Genomic DNA, 16,766 nt, shown 5'->3' with positions numbered 1-16,766 from the left:
GGGAACAGGAGTGTGAACTAGATGAGTATCGAGGCCTACATCCAGGAGCAGGTGCTGGCCGAGCGGCTGCGTATGAGCTCGGTCGTGGTGGTCTATGACCCCGAGATTCGCTATCGCCGGCTGTGCCAGGGGCTGGCGAGTGATTCCACAGTAGTGGTGGACGCCACCGAGAGCAGCATCGAGAGCCGGGAACAGGCGATGTGTTCTCTCCAGGCGTTGGGTCGTAACGAGATCAAGAGCCTGCTGGTGTACGTGCCGATGAAGGCCCCTGTGGATGAGGAGCACAAGCAGGTCGACCCGTTTTCTCCCTTCGCGGCCTGCGGCGGGGTTTTTCCGGATGGCGACGGTGACAGCTTCCAGTCGCTGTGCCTCAAGGCCAAGCCGGAGCATGCTGAGGAGATCCGTCGTCTCTTCGCCGAGGATGCCAACCCCGATTTCGCTGTGATCGATGCCGTGGGTGGCGGTGTGGGCTGGCCTAACCTGCGCGCGCAGCTGGGTGCGGAATCCAGCCGCGACATCCTGCTGGGGTTGATGGCGCCGGACACCCATCAGCTCGAGGCGCTGCAAGCCAATGATGCCTGGGTGAGTGAAGCGCGAGATCTCTTCAAGCGTACCCTGGGGCTGAAGCTGCGTACTCGCGGCAAGACCTGGTCTTCCATCGCCGATGAGCTGTGGCGTTTCGTGCTGTTCAGCGAGTTCGTGTTTGACCTGCCGGAGTCACTGCCCGAGGCCCTGGCCGACATTCCCCGGGGCGAGGAGGGGGTACGCCCGATCATCGAAGGTTTGTGCGATACCTTGCGCAATGATCGGCGCAGCCAGGACCTCTATATCGAGAAGGCCGAGGAGATCGAGGCTGATCTGAACCTGCCGGATCAGTGCCGGGCACTGACCGATCTGGGGGTGCGCGATACCTTCCCGTTCGAGGAGCGGACTTTTCTGCAGCAGGCTATGGCGGCCTTCGAGCAGGGCGATATCGAGCGGGTACGTGGCATCCTGGGCCAGCATGAGCGTTCCGTATGGACGGCCCAGGGGGAAAGCAGGGAGAAGTGGTACCTGGTCGATTCAGCGGCGTCGCTCGCTCAGGTCTGCGACGACCTCGAGCAGCGCCTGCCGGAGTACTCCGATAGCCTGGAAGGTCTCGTGCAGTTCTATGTGGGCGCTCTACGTGAGATGGATCGTCTGCATCGTGAGTTCGAGCAGGCGGTCAGCGACTACGTGTGGCAAGACACTCGCGGCGAGATGTCAGCGCTGATCCAGCGCGCCCGTAAGTGCTACGCCAACCTGGCGGAGTCGGCCCAGCAATGCTTCATGCGACTGATCAAGAAGACGGGGTGGCCGCTGGCCGGCATGTTGGCCAATACCCAGGCCTTCGATCGTCTTGTGGCCCCCCAGCTTAAGCAGAACGGCCACCGGGTTGCCTACTTCATGGTGGATGCACTGCGCTATGAGCTGGGCGTGGCACTCGAGAAGCAGCTGGCTGACGACGGCTCGATCGAGATGCAGCCGTCACTGGCTCAGCTCCCCAGCGTGACACCGGTGGGCATGGCCAGCCTGCTACCGGGTGCCGATGACCAGCTGACAGTGGAGAAGGGCGAGGATGGGGTGGTACCCATGCTGGACGGTAAGCCGGTAGCGACCGTGGCTCAGCGTATGGACGCTTTCCGGCGTCGCTACGGGCAGCGCTTCGCCGAGATGCGCCTCGAGGACTTTGTGCGTAACAAGGGGGCCGAGGTCGACCCCGAGACTGATCTGTTGGTGCTGCGCTCCGTGGAGATCGACAGCCACTTCGAGAACCACCCCGAGACGGCTCCGGCACAGATCACCAATGCGCTGAAGCGTATCCGCATGGCGGTGAACCGCCTGGTCGACCATGGCTTCCATGAGGTGGTGATCGCCACCGACCATGGGTTCTACATGAACAGCCATGCTGGCGCCGGTGATGTGGCCACCAAGCCGCATGGTGACTGGCTGATCGTTCACGATCGCTGTGCACTGGGTGATGGCTCGGCCGATGACCATCACCTGGTGATGGAGACCGAGCGCCTCGGAATACGCAGCAATGCGGCGAGGCTGGCGGCTCCGCTCACCATGGCGCCTTACCGGGCCGGCCTGCAGTACTTCCATGGCGGCCTTTCACTCCAGGAGTGTGTTGTGCCGGTGATCCGGATGCAGCTTAGAAGCCATGAGCAGCCCAGCGTGAAACGTGCCAGCATCAGCATCAGCTACAAGCAGGGTGCGACGCGGATCACCACCCGGGTACCGGTGATCGATGTGGCCGTCGAGGCGGCCGACATGTTCTCCGGCGAGGGCAGCTACGAGATTCTGCTCGAGGCTCAGGACAAGAAGGGCAATGTGGTTGGCGAGGCCAGGGCGACCGGCCCGGTGAACCCGGCGACGGGCACGCTGAGCCTGCAACCGGGTGAAGCGGTGAAGGTGAACCTGAAGATGCAGATGGAATACGAGGGCAGGTTCAAGGTGAAGGCCCTGGACCCCAGGACCCATACTGTCTACAGCCAGATCGACCTTGAAACGGACTATACGGTGTAAGCCATGGACCAGTTTGATCAGGATAAGCTCGACCAGCAGTTGACCGCACTGTTCGATGGCAAGGTAGTTCGCAAGGACCTCCTGCACCGCATCAAGAAGGGCACCAACGTGCCGACCTTCGTGCTCGAGTTCCTGCTGGCGCGCTACTGCGCCAGCGACGAGCCGGAAGAGATCCAGGCCGGCATGGAGGCCGTGCTGGATACCCTCAACGACAACTACGTGCGCCCCAACGAGGCCAACGCGGCCCAGTCCCGGGTGGCCACCAAGGGTAAGCACCGCTTTATCGACAAGGTGCATGTCAACTACGTAGAGAAGGACCGGCGCCACTGGGCGGCCCTCGAGAACTTCGATTCTCGCCGCGTGGCGATCAGCGAGAAGTTCTATCGTGACAACGAGCGGTTGCTTCAGGGTGGACTGTGGGCCGAGGTGACCATCGGCTACAACGAGATCGAGGATGACGATTACGCCTTCTTCGTGGAGGACCTGCGTCCGATCCAGCTCAGCCGTTTCGACTTCGACCGCTACTGCGAGGGACGCGAAGCCTTCAGTCGTGATGACTGGATGGACGTCATCCTGCGCTCGGTAGGCCTGGAGCCGACCCGTCTAACCAAGCGCGTGAAGTTCCACTTCATCGCCCGCCTGGCACCGCTGATCGAGCCTAACTTCAACTTCATCGAGCTGGGGCCGCGGGGCACCGGCAAGTCGTACTTCTACAGCGAGTTCTCGCCCTACTCGACGCTGATCAGCGGGGGACAGGCCACCAAGGCGACCCTGTTCTACAACGTGCAACGCCGCAAGATCGGCCTGGTGGGCTACTGGGACACCGTGGCCTTCGACGAGGTCGGCGGGATCAAGATCAAGGATCCCGACACCATCCAGATCATGAAGGACTTCATGGCCAACGGCCGCTTCTCCCGTGGTGTCGAGGTCATCGCCCAGGCCTCCATGGCCTATGTGGGCAACCTGGATCTCTCCGTGGAGCAGATCGTCAACTCCGAGGTGTATGACCTCTTCCAGCCGCTGCCCAAGGAGTTCGACCTGGCGGTGCAGGACCGCTTCGCCTGCTACCTACCTGGCTGGGAGATGCCCAAGAACAGCAGCGAGTTCCTGACCGGCAACTACGGCTTTATCACCGACTACCTGGCCGAGGCGTTCCACTACCAGTTCAAGCAGACCAACCGCTACGAGGAGGTCTCCAGCCGGGTGAAGCTGGGCGATGCCGTGGAGGGGCGCGACGAGAAGGGCATCAAGAAGACGCTGTGTGCCTTCCTCAAGATTCTTCATCCCAACGGCAAGCCGAGCGATGAGGAGTTCGAGGAGTACGTGGCCTATGCGGTGGAGTCGCGCCGCCGGGTCAAGGAGCAGATGAACAAGCGCAAGACCGATGACGAGTTCTCGCGTATCAACCTCTCCTACTTCACGGCTTCAGGCAAGGAGGTGGTGGTCTACTGCCCAGAGTCCAAGACTGCCACGGCCACCCAGGAGCCAAGCCGGCGTAACATTCACGCTGGGGAAGAGGCCGACGACACGCCCGCCGAGACACAGACCAGTACTCCCATGGTGCCTGGTGTGGAAGTGCCGACAGAGCCACCATCGCCGGCGATTGAAGCAGAGACCAAACCTGAGCCCGAGGAGCAGCACTTCACGATTCACTATGGCGATACCGGCTATAGCTATGAGGCGCTGATCCTGCCTTACCTGCAGGGTGCCAAGCAGGTTGAGATCGAGGACCCCTACATCAGAGCCAATCACCAGATCCACAACTTCGTGCGCTTCTGTGAGGCCGTGATCAAGTCGCCCACTATCCGCAAGATCGTGCTGACGACAAGCTACGACCAGGATACCGACCTCAAGATGCTCAACGAACGCTTCGAGGAGCTCAAGCAGAGCCTCCTGGAGCTGGATATCGAACTGAAGATCCTGGTCAACGAGAATATGCATGATCGTGAGATTCGGATCGACAACGGCTGGATGATCAAGATCGGGCGCGGGCTGGATTTTTATCAGAAGCCTGATCTGTGGTTTGGGGTAGGGGCGCATGATCTGAGCATGAGAAGGTGCCTTGAGACGAAGGTGGATATTTTTCGTGGATAAGTAAGGCATGGTGTGATGTGATATATGCCGCTCAACGATAAGCAGAAAGGTATCCTGATGAGGAGAAAGCCTTCGACGCAGGGGGATGGTCAGAACTCGAAAGAGGTGCAGGAGATGGCCTCCCAACTGATAAGCAAGGGGTTTACTCGACAAGCTGCCTATGCCAAAGCTAGAACCTGATTCCGTGAAGCCAGCGCCGACACTTCCCCTATCACCGCCAGCGAGCATTTTTTGACCGCCGATTCCGTCTCAACCGCTGAACGCATCCCGGGGAGGACCAACCATGGCGACGCTGACCGACGAGAGCAGCCCATTTTGACAGGCATTTCTACCCGCCGGACACGGTGATACTGGCTGCCGATGACCGTCAGCTCTCTGCGTGGTGCCTTTGTCCGACAGACGATCAGCATGGCGTGCCTCGGGGATAGCGCAGGCGGCTTCGCAAGGTGTTCAATACCGTCATGCGTCCGATGTCCTGCCCGAAGTCGAGGATGATCTGCCGCGCCTTGTGAGTCACGAGCGCCGCACGATGCACCAGCTCTTGTAGCACGGTGCGGATCCGGCGCCGCTTAGCGGGATGGCGCACCGGGCTCAGCTCGCCGGTCATGCCCAGCTGCCCCATCAGCCGCAGGATGTTGTAGGCCAGCTGGGCGAGGTGCAGGATCAGATCGTTGGTGGCGAACTTGCCCGACGGCAGCCGCTCCAGGTCGAGATCGGTCTTGATCTCACTGTGGAATTGCTCGTGGGTGGCATGCGCCTGGTAGCGTTTGATCACCGCCTCCGGCGCCTCGTCCAGGCTGGTCCACCAGCCTTCCAACTCATAGTCCGGTTCGAGCAGCAACTGGCCATCGCGATCGGCGGTGCGCTCTACCAGGCGCATCACGCGTTGGACGACGTATTCGGTCTTGTTGTCGTCGTGGATCGAGACGGTCTGCGTCCACAGCGCCTGGCGCTTGCCAGGACGCAGCTCTTCCCAGTAGTCCGCCGCCACAGCCAACCAGGTATCCTGATCCGCCGTGGCCGAGCCGCGCGGGTTCCATTTGACGACATAGTCGAGCCGGCGCCCCTCGTCGGCAAAGACCTGGCGCTGCTGTTCGAGAAGTGCCAGGTGCGCCTGGCTGTCGAAGCCGCTGTCCTCGCGTAACAGGATCGGTTGCTTGGTCAGGCATTGGGCGCGAGGCAGTACCCGCTCCAGGAAGGCGTTGCTCTCCTTCATGGTGTGCTGCTTGCCAGGCCGCAGTTCCAGACCCAGGCACCACCCTTCGTTGCCCAGATAGGCGGCGATCGGGGTGTAGCCATCGACCTTCTGGTAAGTCCGCGAGACGCCTTCCTTCTTCGAGTTGCTGTTGTCCATGACGAAGGTGTCGATGTCCAGGCAGACGTGCGTCGTCTCGGCGGTGATCGGTGCCTCGACCAGTGACAGCAGGGTCGTGGACCAGGTGGCGGTGCGCGCTTGCAGGTCGTTGGCGGCAAGTTTCTCCAGCCGCTGTCGCAGCGTCGCCGTGCTCGGCACCTTTTGCAGGGTCAGCAGCTGTTGGAAGGGCTTGTCGCGGCGGAAGTTTTCGATGGCGTCATAGTCGCTCATGCCCAGACACAGCAGGCCCAGGTAGCTTTTGACCACATCGCTGGTGCGCATGCCCAGCGTGGTGGGGAAGCGCCCGTCGATGCTATCGACGCCAGCGATCTCGAAGCACTGCCCGATGATGGACAGCCCGGCGTGGCTGGTGAGGGTGCGGCGACTGGCACGGAACTTGACGTTGGGCATGGCACTATCTGGGTGAATGGCGATATTCGCTATATTGCCATGCAGTTCAGTAGGTTAGAAGCATTCCTGGGGGCCGGTCTCACGGATTCAGGTTAGAAAGAGTGGACCTGAGAAGATTTCGCTTAGCTACATTTCTGAAAGAGGCAATGAGATAGAAGCGGAATGCTATAAGGATTCTCTGGATGCCAGGAGAGCGAACCCTCCCAAGCCACCGAGCAGAAAAAGAAAGAGTGGAAGGAGCGGACGAAGAAGATAGGCAATTAAATTTATCTTATGTTGTTAAAAAATTTGCTCGCAGTGGGCTCACTGAGATGCTGTGATTAGGTGATCTCGGTGAGTAGGATTTTTTTATCCTGTATCAGTTTGGTCATATAAGATTAGAAAGATTCATTTGCAATGTTAGGTGGTGGGACAGTGGGATGGGATAGACAGGCCTTGTGCCATCTCACACCCCGATGCCTATCACACATATGAAGAGGGCCCCATGATTTTCTGGGGCCCAAGGTGATCGACTAGCGTAGCGTTATTCGGAATAAGGTAGGTTTTTTATTCCTCGGAGACGTTCGAAAAGGTCCCGCTCTTTCTGGACCGCCATGGGATCTCGAGCTCTACTCTTCCCTCCTGATCCGGTCTGGTCATCCGAAACCTTGCAGGTAGGTGAATTTATTTGCTTTCGCTCTTGAGCTAGTGCCTCTAGCTCAGCAGCGCCGCCCTTTACGGCAGTACCCGCAACCGAACTGATTGGAGTTGCTGCTGATCATCAGTCGATGGGATTTCCCGGGACAGTCGGCGTACCACGCCGAGGGCGAGTCACCGGCCGGCTCCGGCCTCAGCCCCAGCCGGCGAGCCACGATGATGATCGCCGCCTCGGCCTGGGCCTCGGCTTCCTGGACATTGCGGTCGTGCTCGGCCTCCAGCTCGCCGAGGATGCGTCGATGGGTGGTCTCGGTGATCAGCGGACCCTCGAGGAAGCCCTTGGGCCAGACGTGGCCGTGGCGTGATGCGGTGAGGGCGCGGAACAGGATCTCGGCCCCGGCTGCCCGGGTGCCCTGGCTTCCGGCCCGGGCAACCCGGCCCTGCTGGTAGGCGGTGGCCAGCTGCTCTTCGCGCGGCTTGCCGGGGGCACCGTGGCGTAGGCCGGCGGCCCACAGCTCGTCCTGGCCATCATGGCGACGAAAGTATAGCGCCTCGGGGATGACATCCACCGCTCCCAGGCTGATCTCCTGCAGGCAGGCGAGCTCGGCATCATCTGGCACGCTGACGCGGTTCTCTGGCTGCTTGAGCCAGGGGTCCAGACGAAGGTCATCAGGATGTTGATTGAGGTTGGGCATGTGAACTCCTTCTCCCCCATGGGATTGGTCGGCAAGCGCCGACTCAGGGGGAAAGAGGAGTCACGGCGCCGCTTTAGCTGAACTTTTATCCCGCCCGCAAGTTGGTGCTTAAATCGGCGGTGGCCCGGAGGCCAGACAGCAAAAACCCGCTCAGCGTTGACTAAAGCGGGTCTCTGGCGACGCTTTAGCTGGATTTGTAGAGCGCCCGCAAGCTGAGGGTCAAATCGGCGCTTCCGTGAAGCTACTTCAGGACGGCTTTGAACGTCAATGAATTCTTTGCTCGATGCGGCCGATGGGCATCCAGCAGCAGAATGGGGGAAGCGGATGGCTCCAGGGTAGAGGGTGGGGACCGGGGTTCCGGGCCGTAGCTAGGATGTCATGCGAGTGGAGCTGGTGAGCCAGTTGTTGATCTTGGTTGCTGGGTGTTGCTGACCCGTGTCACCTATATGTCACCTAGAATGGCGCACAACGAAAAACGGCCACCTGCTCTGTGAGCTAAGTGGCCGTTTTTACTATGTTTTTTGGTCGGAGCGACAGGATTCGAACCTGCGACCTTTGCAACCCCATTGCAACGCGCTACCAAGCTGCGCCACGCTCCGACTCTGTTTTCGGGTTTTGTGGCCATCTGGCCTGTCCCCCGAGAACGAGGCGTATACTAGCGCTTTCGCAGGCAAATGAAAAGCCCCTTTTGCACTTTCGATTCAGTCGCTTGGCTCGGGGCCGCTGGGGCCGGCCCGGGTTATGCACTATGATGTGACGCAATCATCAGGATCGAGCACAAGCGGTGGCGTGGTTCGCCGCGAAGTGGTGTGTCCGGTAACCCAGTTCGGGACCTTCCCGTTCGGGCCGGGCGTGACCAGGCGTTGCCGGCCTGATGGCCGGGAGGAGATGGAGATGGCGGGCGGATGGAGCAAGGATGGTGCGGTTCAGGATCAGATCGATGCCAGCGTGGAGGATGCGGTCTCGCTGGCGCGCAGCCGCCTGCCGCACGGTGAGAGCCTTGCTCACTGCGAGGAGTGCGGCGGTGAAATACCGCAGGCGCGACGCGAGGCGGTTCCCGGGGTGCGCCTGTGTGTTGCCTGCCAGGCCGAGCGCGACAAGCGCCAGGGTGCCGCGGCGGGTTACAACCGCAGGGGCAGCAAGGATAGCCAGTTACGCTGAGCCTGGCGGCCCATCGCTGCGCTGGTTCGGGAGGCGCTGGGGGAGGCCGCAGGGCGGCAGTCCAGCCTGCCCGGCAGGAATGCGAGAGTGGTAGCCAAGAGAGAAGGGAGGGGGCGCTGAATGCCGCTGATCATAGGAATGAGCGTTCTGCTTGCCTGCCAGTTCCTGGGCGAACTGTTGGCGCGTGGCCTGACGCTGCCGATACCGGGGCCGGTGATCGGCATGGTGATCCTGCTGGTCGGGTTGATGGTGAGGGGTAAGGTGCCCACCAGCCTCAGGCTCACCGGCGAGGGGTTGCTGAACTACCTGACGTTGCTGTTCGTGCCGGCCGGGGTGGGGCTGATGGTTCATTTCGCGTTGATCGGCCGCGACCTGTTGCCGATCCTGGTGACGCTGGTGGTATCCACGGCACTGACCCTGGCGGCCACCGCCTGGGCGCTTGATCGGCTCAATCGGCGGCGCGGAGGGCGGGGGCGATGAACGTCGCGACATTCGACCAGTTGTGGGTCTATCTCTCCGGGAATCCGTTGCTCTCCCTGCTGGTGACGCTGCTGGTGTTCATCCTGGCCGTGCGCATCAACAAGGCGCTGGGGGGAACGCCCCTGGTGCACCCGGTCACGCTTTCCATCGCCATGCTGATCGGCCTGTTGCTGTTGGTGGACATGGACTACGCCACCTACTTCGAGGGGGCCCAATTCATCCACTTCCTGCTGGGTCCGGCCACGGTGGCGCTGGCGATCCCGCTCTACGACCATCGGGAGCGGGTCGGGCGCCTGCTGGTGCCGTTGCTGGTGGCCTGTGTAGTCGGCATCGTCACCGCGGTGGCGACTACCTTGGGCATTGCGCTGGCGCTGGGGGCACGCCCGGAAACGGTGCTCTCCCTGGCGCCGCGCTCGGTGACCTCGCCCATCGCCATGGGGATCGCCGAGCAGATCGGGGGGATTCCCTCCCTCGCGGCGGGGCTGGTGCTGTTGACCGGCTCCATCGGCTGTGCGCTGGCGCCCTGGCTGTTCCGCCTGCTGCGCATCACGGATCCGGCGGTGCAGGGTTTCGCGCTGGGCCTTTCTGCCCATGGCTTCGGCACCGCCCAGGCATTCGCGCGCATCGGTGCGGTGGCCGGGGCTTTCTCGGGACTGGCCATGGGGCTGGCCGGGTTGCTTACGGCCTTCCTGCTGCCGCTGATGACTCGCCTGTTCGGGCTGGGTAACTGACAAGGCGCCTCTTCGAGGCGCCTTGTCTATCGGTCCTTGTCTATCGACGGGTGTGGAGCTCGCCGCACGTTCCCGGTTAGATCTCTTCCCACAGTCGCTTGCGGAAATCGTGGGTGAGTTGTGAGGCTTGCTCGAGACGCTTCATCTGGGCGTTGCCCACCTCCTTCACCAGCTGCTCGTAGCAGGCCTGCACCTCCTTGGGGGTAGTGGGCTGCTCGCCGTTGAGGCACTGGGCCATCCGTTCGCCGCTCTCGGCAATGGCCTTCAGGAACTGGGCTTCGAATTGCAGGGCCTCGGCCAGGTTCTCCATCCACGCCAGTTGGGTACGAGCCATCGGGGTGGCGCCTTTTGTCCACTGCTGTTGCCACCACTCGAGCATCGGGTTGGCAAAGGGGTTCTGGGACATGATGACCTCCTGTTGAACGCAGCGCCGGATGGATGAATGCGGCATATGCCATGCTGTGTTGACTAGAGTATAGGAGAGCCATGCCGGTAGGGCCTGCGGTGAGTCGGTGCAAGTTTGATCCCAGTCATGGAGAGAGTGCGATGTGGAGCGTGGTCAAGTCGGTATTGGCGGCATTCTTCGGCGTGCAGAAGGATGTGCGACGGCGTGAAGACTTCGAGAAGGGCAGTCCCGTGGCATTCATTGTGGTGGGCATCCTGATGGCGTTGCTGCTGGTGGTGCTGGTGGCCGTGATCGCCGTGACGATGGCCCGTTGAAAGTGGCGTTGGCGAAATTCGGCGCTGCGACAGTGGGTCGCAGGCGGGGCGTCTACACTCCTTTTATGAAGCGTATCTGAAGTGACCGTCCAGCAGCGTGCGCCTGGCGCACGATACGACAATAACAAGACACGACAACTAGCAAGAGGAGGCGCCGATGCGCACGTTCATCGCGTGGATGGCAAGTTGCTTGGTCGTCCCCCTGATGACGACGCGGGCCATGGCCAATGGCTGGAACATGCCGGTGGGTGTGACCGACGTCAGCCGTGAGATTCACTCGCTGCACATGACCATCTTCTGGATCTGCGTGGTCATCGGCGTGGTGGTGTTCGGGGTGATGTTCTACTCCCTGTTCCGCTTTCGTCACTCCAAGGGGGCCAAGGCGGCGCACTTCCATGAGCACACCCTGGTCGAGGTGATCTGGACGGCGATCCCGCTACTGATCCTCATCGGCATGGCCGTTCCGGCGACGGCCACCCTCAAGAAGATGTACGACCCCTCCGACGCCGATCTCGACGTAATGATCACCGGCCAGCAGTGGCGCTGGCGCTACGAGTACCTTGGCGAGGATGTGGCCTTTACTTCCAACCTGAGCACGTCGCGGGAGTCGATCCGTGGTGACGGCGAGCGTGGCGAGCACTACCTGCTCGAGGTCGATGAGCCGCTGGTGTTGCCGGTCGGGCGCAAGGTCCGCTTCCTGCTCACCTCCGATGATGTCATTCACTCCTGGTGGGTGCCGGAGCTGGCCGTCAAGCAGGACACCATTCCCGGCTTTGTCAACGAGAACTGGGTACGCATCAATGAGCCCGGCATCTATCGTGGTCAGTGTGCCGAGCTGTGCGGCATCAACCATGGCTTCATGCCCATCGTGGTGCATGCCATGGAGGGCGAAGCGTTCGATCAGTGGCTGGCCGAGCGTCAGCAGGCGGCCGCCCAGGAGGCTCAGGGGGTCGATCGTGAGTGGACCCTGGAGGAGCTGATGGCGCGGGGCGAGCAGAGCTACAACGCGGTGTGTGCTTCCTGCCACCAGCCAGACGGCAGCGGCAGCCCGCCGGTCTTCCCGGCGTTGGCTGGCAACCAGGCGCTGATGGAGGAGCGCGAGCGACATCTCAACACGGTGATCAACGGCGTGTCGGGCGCGGCCATGCCAGCGTTCCGCAGCACCCTGAACCCGGTGGAGATCGCCGCGGTGATCACCTACGAGCGCAACGCCTGGGGCAACGACACCGGCGATCTGGTACAGCCTTCGGAGATCGTCGAGCGGCTGGCCGACTAGGCCGACTAGGCCGGCCCAGGCCGCCCACAGCGATCCGATAAGAACAGCGAAGATCAGGGAGATTCACCATGGCGCCCAAGCTGCCCTTGCATCACCCCGTCGAGCAGAGCTCCACCGCCGGTGCCGGAGGCCAGGCGGCGGCGCATCCCGCGCCCCCGCGCGGCCTGATGCGCTGGCTGCTTACTACCAATCACAAGGAGATCGGTAGCCTCTACCTGATCTTCTCGCTGACGATGTTCTTCATCGGCGGGATCTTCGTACTGGTGGTGCGCGCCGAGCTGTTCCAGCCCGGGCTGCAGCTGGTGGTGCCGGAGTTCTTCAACCAGATGACCACCATGCACGGGCTGATCATGGTGTTCGGGGCGATCATGCCGGCCTTCGTGGGGCTGGCCAACTGGATGGTGCCGCTGCAGATCGGCGCGCCGGACATGGCCCTGCCGCGACTCAACAACTTCAGCTTCTGGCTGCTGCCGGTGGCCTTTAGCCTGCTGCTCAGCACCCTGCTGATGCCCGGGGGTGGCCCTAACTTCGGCTGGACCTTCTATGCGCCGCTTTCCACCACCTACGCGCCGCCGTCCACCACCTTCTTTATCCTCTCGCTGCATATCGCCGGTGTCAGCTCGATCCTCGGCGCCATCAACATCATCGCCACGATCCTCAACCTGCGTGCCCCGGGCATGCGCCTGATGGACATGCCTCTGTTCTGCTGGACCTGGCTGATCACCGCCTTCCTGCTGATCGCGGTGATGCCGGTGCTGGCCGGGGTGATCACCATGATGCTGATGGACATCAACTTCGGTACCAGCTTCTTCAATGCCGCCGGCGGCGGTGACCCGGTGCTCTTCCAGCACCTCTTCTGGTTCTTCGGGCATCCCGAGGTCTACATCATGATCCTGCCGGCCTTCGGCATCGTCTCGGCGATCATCCCGACCTTCTCGCGCAAGCGCCTGTTCGGCTACGCCTCCATGGTCTATGCCACGGCATCCATCGCCATCCTGTCGTTCCTGGTGTGGGCGCACCATATGTTCACCGTGGGCCTGCCGCTCGCCGCCGAGCTGTTCTTCATGTACACCACCATGCTGATCGCGGTGCCCACCGGGGTGAAGGTATTCAACTGGATCGCCACGATGTTCCGCGGCTCAATCAGCTTCGAACCACCCATGCTGTTTGCCCTGGCCTTCGTGGTGCAGTTCACCATCGGCGGCTTCTCGGGACTGATGCTGGCAATCTCGCCTGCCGACTTCCAGTACCACGACACCTACTTCGTGGTGGCTCACTTCCACTATGTGCTGGTGCCAGGTGCACTGTTCGCGATCCTCGCTGCGGCCTACTACTGGCTGCCCAAGTGGACCGGCCACTACCCCAACGTGAAGCTGGCCCAGTGGCACTTCTGGTTGTCGGTGATCGGCGTGAACCTGACCTTCTTCCCGATGCACTTCTCGGGGCTGGCCGGCATGCCGCGGCGCATCCCCGACTACGCCCTACAGTTCGCCGACTTCAACCTCGCGTCCAGCCTGGGGGCCTTCATGTTTGGCGCCTCCCAGCTGCTCTTCGTGCTGCTGATCATCAAATGCGTGCGGGGCGGCGAGAAGGCGCCGGCCAAGGCCTGGGAGGGCGCCGAGGACCTCGAGTGGAGCGTGCCGAGCCCGGCGCCCCTGCATACCTTCGAGCACCCGCCCACCTTCCGCCGTGAGGGTGAATGACGCCCATCCCAAGTACAGGAGGAGTCGCTCATGCCTGAGAGTCATGCCTCGCCGAACGCGTCCCGCCGGGGGGTGCGCCGCACCGTCGCCAAGACGCTGTTTGCCCTGGCCGGCATGTTCGCCTTCGCCTTCGCCCTGGTGCCGCTCTATGACGTGTTCTGCGAGGTCACCGGCCTCAACGGCAAGACCAGCGGTTCGGCCCAGGCGATCGTCCATGAGGAGGTCGACGACTCGCGCATGGTGACGGTGCAGTTCATCACCCGGGGCAGCGCCGGGCTGCCGTGGAACCTGGAGGTCGAGACCCGCCAGGTGCGCCTGCACCCCGGCCAGAGCGCCGAGGTCGACTTCACCTTCCACAATACCGGGGACAGCGCCGTCTGGGGACGGGCGGTGCCCAGCGTGTCACCGGCCCGAGCCAACCCGCACCTGCGCAAGCTGGCTTGTTTCTGCTTCGAGGAGCAGCGCCTGCAGGCGGGGGAGCGCCTGGAGCTGCCCCTGGTCTTCCAGCTGACCCGGGACCTGCCTCCCGACGTCAACACGGTAACCCTGGTCTACACCCTGTATCCGGTCACCCGGGATGAAGCCGCGCTTCAGGCCCGGGCGAGCGGCGGCATAGGAGATGAGGCATGAGTGGTGGCAGCTACTACGTTCCGGCAACCAGCAAGTGGCCGATACTGGGTGCCCTGGCGCTGGGCGCGATGATGATCGGGGCCGGCATGGTCATGGTGCACGGCCGGGGCAGCGCGTTGCTGGCGGGCGGCGTGCTGGCGATCCTCTCGGTGATGGGGTTGTGGTTTCGCGACGTCATCAAGGAGTCCCGCGGAGGCCTCTACGATGCCCAGATGGATCGCTCCTTCCGCCAGGGCATGGCCTGGTTCATCTTCTCCGAGGTGATGTTCTTTGCCGCCTTCTTCGGTGCGCTCTTCTATGTGCGCACCTTCGCCCTGCCGTGGCTGGACGGGGAGGGTGCCAAGGGGGTGGCGGCGCTGCTGTGGCCGGAGTTCACCGCCAGCTGGCCACTGCTCGAGCCCCCGGGCGACGTGGCCGGCCCCCGCGATACCTTCAGCCCGTGGCAGCTGCCGCTGGTCAACACCCTGATCCTGGTGGGGTCGAGCATCACGCTCACCGTGGCCCACGAGGGGCTCAAGGAGGGCGTGCGTGAGACCACACGCAACTGGCTGCTGGTCACCGTGTTGCTGGGCTTCACCTTCATCGCTATCCAGGGGGTGGAGTACTACGAGGCCTACCACCACTACGGCATCACCCTGGAGGCGGGGATCTACGGGGCGACCTTCTTCCTGTTGACCGGCTTCCACGGGGCCCACGTGATCATCGGTGCCACCATCCTCTCGGTGATGCTGATCCGCATCCTGCGCGGCCACTTCGCCCCGGAGAACCACTTCGGGTTCGAGGCGGCCTGCTGGTACTGGCACTTCGTGGACGTGGTGTGGATCGGCCTGTTCCTGTTTGTCTATGTATTTTGAGGGTCAGCCCAGGCCGCCGGCATAGAAGCCGTAGAAGAGCAGGGCCAGCAGGGTGGCAGCCAGGGCCACGCGCAGTTTCAGGGAGACGAGCAGGCGCCGCGAGGCGCTGCCGTCGCGGAGCAGGAAGCCGGCACCGGCGGCGAGGCTCGTCAGCATGGCCAGGAACACCAGAGCGATCAGGACCTTGAGCAGCATGGAACACTCCTTGGGCAGCAATGTTACCCAGCATGCCCGCCCCGGACGGTGGCGGCAACGCCTGTGGTGGAGCCTGTGGTCGTTGCTGGTGGGGCTGGGACTGGCGCTGGGCCTCTGGCAGTGGGAGCGCGGTGAGCAGAAGCGCGCCTATCTCGCCCGCCTGGAGAGTGCCCCCGCGCTCACTGCTCCCCACCGCGAGCCCCCCGAGGGGAGTCGCGTGACCCTTTCCGGTGAGTACCAGGCCGACGCGACCCTGTTCCTCGACAACCGTATCCATGCGGGGCGCCTGGGGGTGGCACCGCTCACGCCGCTGCGTGGCGATGATGGCCGGTTATGGCTGGTACAGCGCGGCTTCCTGGAGACCGGCACCAGCCGTGCCGATCCCGACGTGGCCACGCCGGACGGCAGGGTCACCGTGCGCGGGCGCTGGCAGGCCGCGGGCGAGGGCGCACCGCTGTTCGGCCCCAACCATGTGGGCGCGCGGCTGCAGAGAATCCAGCTGGATGCCTGGCCGCTTGACTTCGCCCACCCCGGCTGGCTGCACCTCGAGGAGGGCCCCGGTGTGCTGCCTGGCTGGTGGTCTCCCAATGTCATGCCACCCAGCCGTCATGTCGGCTATGCCATCCAGTGGTGGGGGCTGGCGCTGGTGGCACTGGTCGTGATGGTGATCGGCGGTCGACGGATGATCCGCGACCGTGACGACGTTCGCTCGGAGGACCCACGATGACGATGACCCATGCTGCGCGCTTCGGACGGCTCAAGCTGGTGGCGCTGCTGCTGTTCCTCTCCCTGCCGGTGCTGATGGCCACGGTCATGGCGCTAGGACGGATCGGTATTCCCGAGGGGCGCACGGCCAATGGTGAGCTGGCCCCGGGAGTCCCGGCCCTGGCGGCGTGGCCGCTGGTCGCGCCAGCGGAGCCGTCGGTATTGGGTGACTGGGTGCTGGCCTTCGACTGCGGGCAGCGCTGTGCCGAGCTGAGCGATCAGTGGTGGCGGCTGCATCGGGCGCTGGGCCGTGAGGCACAGAGGGTCAGCCGGCTGCGCGTGGGCGGTCATGCCGAGGCGTTGCCCGGCGAGGTGGTGGCGCACTGGGCGGAGCGACCCGCCTGGCTTCAACCGGATCGGCTATGGCTGCTCGACCCGCGTGGACAGGTGGTGCTCGGTTACCAGCCGGGGGTGGACCCCTATGCGGTGAAGGAGGACCTGGGACGCCTGCTGCGCATGAATCCGGAGGCGCCCTGGGCGGGTGGCGAGGAGCTGGCGGGGCGCTGATCCCGCA

At 63.1% G+C, this 16,766-nt stretch carries 16 protein-coding genes and 1 tRNA gene; 12 read left to right on the top strand and 5 right to left on the bottom strand.

Features of this window, described 5'->3' with window-relative positions; translation table 11 throughout:
• Nucleotides 1-21: 21 nt before the first annotated feature.
• Nucleotides 22-2,547: a PglZ domain-containing protein gene (locus tag NFH66_RS09145; protein ID WP_349610017.1), complete on the top strand. Its 2,526-nt coding sequence runs from the start codon at nucleotides 22-24 to the stop codon at nucleotides 2,545-2,547.
• 3 nt (nucleotides 2,548-2,550) lie between these two features.
• On the top strand, nucleotides 2,551-4,641 hold the full coding sequence (brxL, locus tag NFH66_RS09140; RefSeq protein WP_349610016.1) for a BREX system Lon protease-like protein BrxL: 2,091 nt from the start codon (nucleotides 2,551-2,553) through the stop codon (nucleotides 4,639-4,641).
• A 403-nt stretch (nucleotides 4,642-5,044) separates the two neighbouring features.
• On the opposite strand, the gene NFH66_RS09135 is transcribed toward brxL, so the two are convergent.
• The 3 genes from NFH66_RS09135 to NFH66_RS09125 all read right to left on the bottom strand — a co-directional run bounded on the left by NFH66_RS09135 (nucleotide 5,045) and on the right by NFH66_RS09125 (nucleotide 8,336).
• The gene (locus NFH66_RS09135; protein WP_349610015.1) at nucleotides 5,045-6,406 is read right to left on the bottom strand and encodes an IS1380 family transposase; all 1,362 of its coding nucleotides are present in this window, start codon (nucleotides 6,404-6,406) and stop codon (nucleotides 5,045-5,047) included.
• A 698-nt stretch (nucleotides 6,407-7,104) separates the two neighbouring features.
• Entirely contained in the window at nucleotides 7,105-7,737 is a 633-nt protein-coding gene (locus tag NFH66_RS09130) for a hypothetical protein (RefSeq protein WP_349610014.1), read from the bottom strand.
• A 522-nt stretch (nucleotides 7,738-8,259) separates the two neighbouring features.
• Nucleotides 8,260-8,336: transfer RNA gene (locus tag NFH66_RS09125), tRNA-Pro, on the bottom strand.
• Nucleotides 8,337-8,631: 295 nt separating this feature from the next.
• On the opposite strand from NFH66_RS09125, the gene NFH66_RS09120 reads away from it, so the two are divergent.
• The 3 genes from NFH66_RS09120 to NFH66_RS09110 all read left to right on the top strand — a co-directional run bounded on the left by NFH66_RS09120 (nucleotide 8,632) and on the right by NFH66_RS09110 (nucleotide 10,109).
• On the top strand, nucleotides 8,632-8,898 hold the full coding sequence (locus NFH66_RS09120; RefSeq protein WP_349610013.1) for a DksA/TraR family C4-type zinc finger protein: 267 nt from the start codon (nucleotides 8,632-8,634) through the stop codon (nucleotides 8,896-8,898).
• Nucleotides 8,899-9,036: 138 nt separating this feature from the next.
• Nucleotides 9,037-9,378, top strand: a complete 342-nt coding sequence (locus NFH66_RS09115; RefSeq protein WP_349610012.1) for a CidA/LrgA family protein — start codon at nucleotides 9,037-9,039, stop codon at nucleotides 9,376-9,378.
• Nucleotides 9,375-10,109, top strand: a complete 735-nt coding sequence (locus NFH66_RS09110; protein WP_349610011.1) for an LrgB family protein — start codon at nucleotides 9,375-9,377, stop codon at nucleotides 10,107-10,109. The genes NFH66_RS09115 and NFH66_RS09110 overlap by 4 nt, the downstream gene beginning before the upstream one ends.
• A 76-nt stretch (nucleotides 10,110-10,185) precedes the next feature.
• Here NFH66_RS09110 and NFH66_RS09105 read toward each other — a convergent pair whose 3' ends face one another.
• Nucleotides 10,186-10,515, bottom strand: a complete 330-nt coding sequence (locus NFH66_RS09105) for a hypothetical protein (RefSeq protein WP_349610010.1) — start codon at nucleotides 10,513-10,515, stop codon at nucleotides 10,186-10,188.
• Between the two features lie 140 nt (nucleotides 10,516-10,655).
• Between NFH66_RS09105 and NFH66_RS09100 the strand changes: the two genes are divergently transcribed.
• The 5 genes from NFH66_RS09100 (at nucleotide 10,656) to NFH66_RS09080 (ending at nucleotide 15,292) form a co-directional block, all read left to right on the top strand.
• A complete protein-coding gene (locus NFH66_RS09100; RefSeq protein WP_349610009.1) occupies nucleotides 10,656-10,829 on the top strand; it encodes a DUF2970 domain-containing protein in 174 nt (57 codons plus the stop codon).
• Between the two features lie 157 nt (nucleotides 10,830-10,986).
• The gene (gene coxB, locus NFH66_RS09095; protein ID WP_349610008.1) at nucleotides 10,987-12,105 is read left to right on the top strand and encodes a cytochrome c oxidase subunit II; all 1,119 of its coding nucleotides are present in this window, start codon (nucleotides 10,987-10,989) and stop codon (nucleotides 12,103-12,105) included.
• 68 nt (nucleotides 12,106-12,173) lie between these two features.
• Complete coding sequence (ctaD, locus tag NFH66_RS09090; protein WP_349610007.1) at nucleotides 12,174-13,808, top strand: cytochrome c oxidase subunit I; 1,635 nt, start codon at nucleotides 12,174-12,176, stop codon at nucleotides 13,806-13,808.
• A gap of 30 nt (nucleotides 13,809-13,838) precedes the next feature.
• The gene (locus tag NFH66_RS09085; RefSeq protein WP_349610006.1) at nucleotides 13,839-14,438 is read left to right on the top strand and encodes a cytochrome c oxidase assembly protein; all 600 of its coding nucleotides are present in this window, start codon (nucleotides 13,839-13,841) and stop codon (nucleotides 14,436-14,438) included.
• The gene (locus tag NFH66_RS09080; RefSeq protein ID WP_349610005.1) at nucleotides 14,435-15,292 is read left to right on the top strand and encodes a cytochrome c oxidase subunit 3; all 858 of its coding nucleotides are present in this window, start codon (nucleotides 14,435-14,437) and stop codon (nucleotides 15,290-15,292) included. The genes NFH66_RS09085 and NFH66_RS09080 overlap by 4 nt, the downstream gene beginning before the upstream one ends.
• 3 nt (nucleotides 15,293-15,295) lie before the next feature.
• Here the strand turns inward: NFH66_RS09080 and NFH66_RS09075 are convergent, their stop codons facing one another.
• On the bottom strand, nucleotides 15,296-15,487 hold the full coding sequence (locus NFH66_RS09075) for a DUF2909 family protein (RefSeq protein WP_349610004.1): 192 nt from the start codon (nucleotides 15,485-15,487) through the stop codon (nucleotides 15,296-15,298).
• On the opposite strand from NFH66_RS09075, the gene NFH66_RS09070 reads away from it, so the two are divergent.
• Together NFH66_RS09070 and NFH66_RS09065 are read left to right on the top strand one after the other, a co-directional pair.
• A complete protein-coding gene (locus NFH66_RS09070; RefSeq protein ID WP_349610003.1) occupies nucleotides 15,486-16,214 on the top strand; it encodes an SURF1 family protein in 729 nt (242 codons plus the stop codon). The genes NFH66_RS09075 and NFH66_RS09070 overlap by 2 nt on opposite strands.
• Nucleotides 16,211-16,759, top strand: a complete 549-nt coding sequence (locus NFH66_RS09065) for a redox-active disulfide-containing membrane protein (protein WP_349610002.1) — start codon at nucleotides 16,211-16,213, stop codon at nucleotides 16,757-16,759. The genes NFH66_RS09070 and NFH66_RS09065 overlap by 4 nt, the downstream gene beginning before the upstream one ends.
• Nucleotides 16,760-16,766: the final 7 nt, after the last annotated feature.

It is taken from the genome of Halomonas sp. H10-9-1 (genome assembly GCF_040147005.1).
Classification (GTDB): Bacteria; Pseudomonadota; Gammaproteobacteria; order Pseudomonadales; family Halomonadaceae; genus Halomonas.
This window is presented reverse-complemented; position numbering and strand designations above follow the sequence as displayed.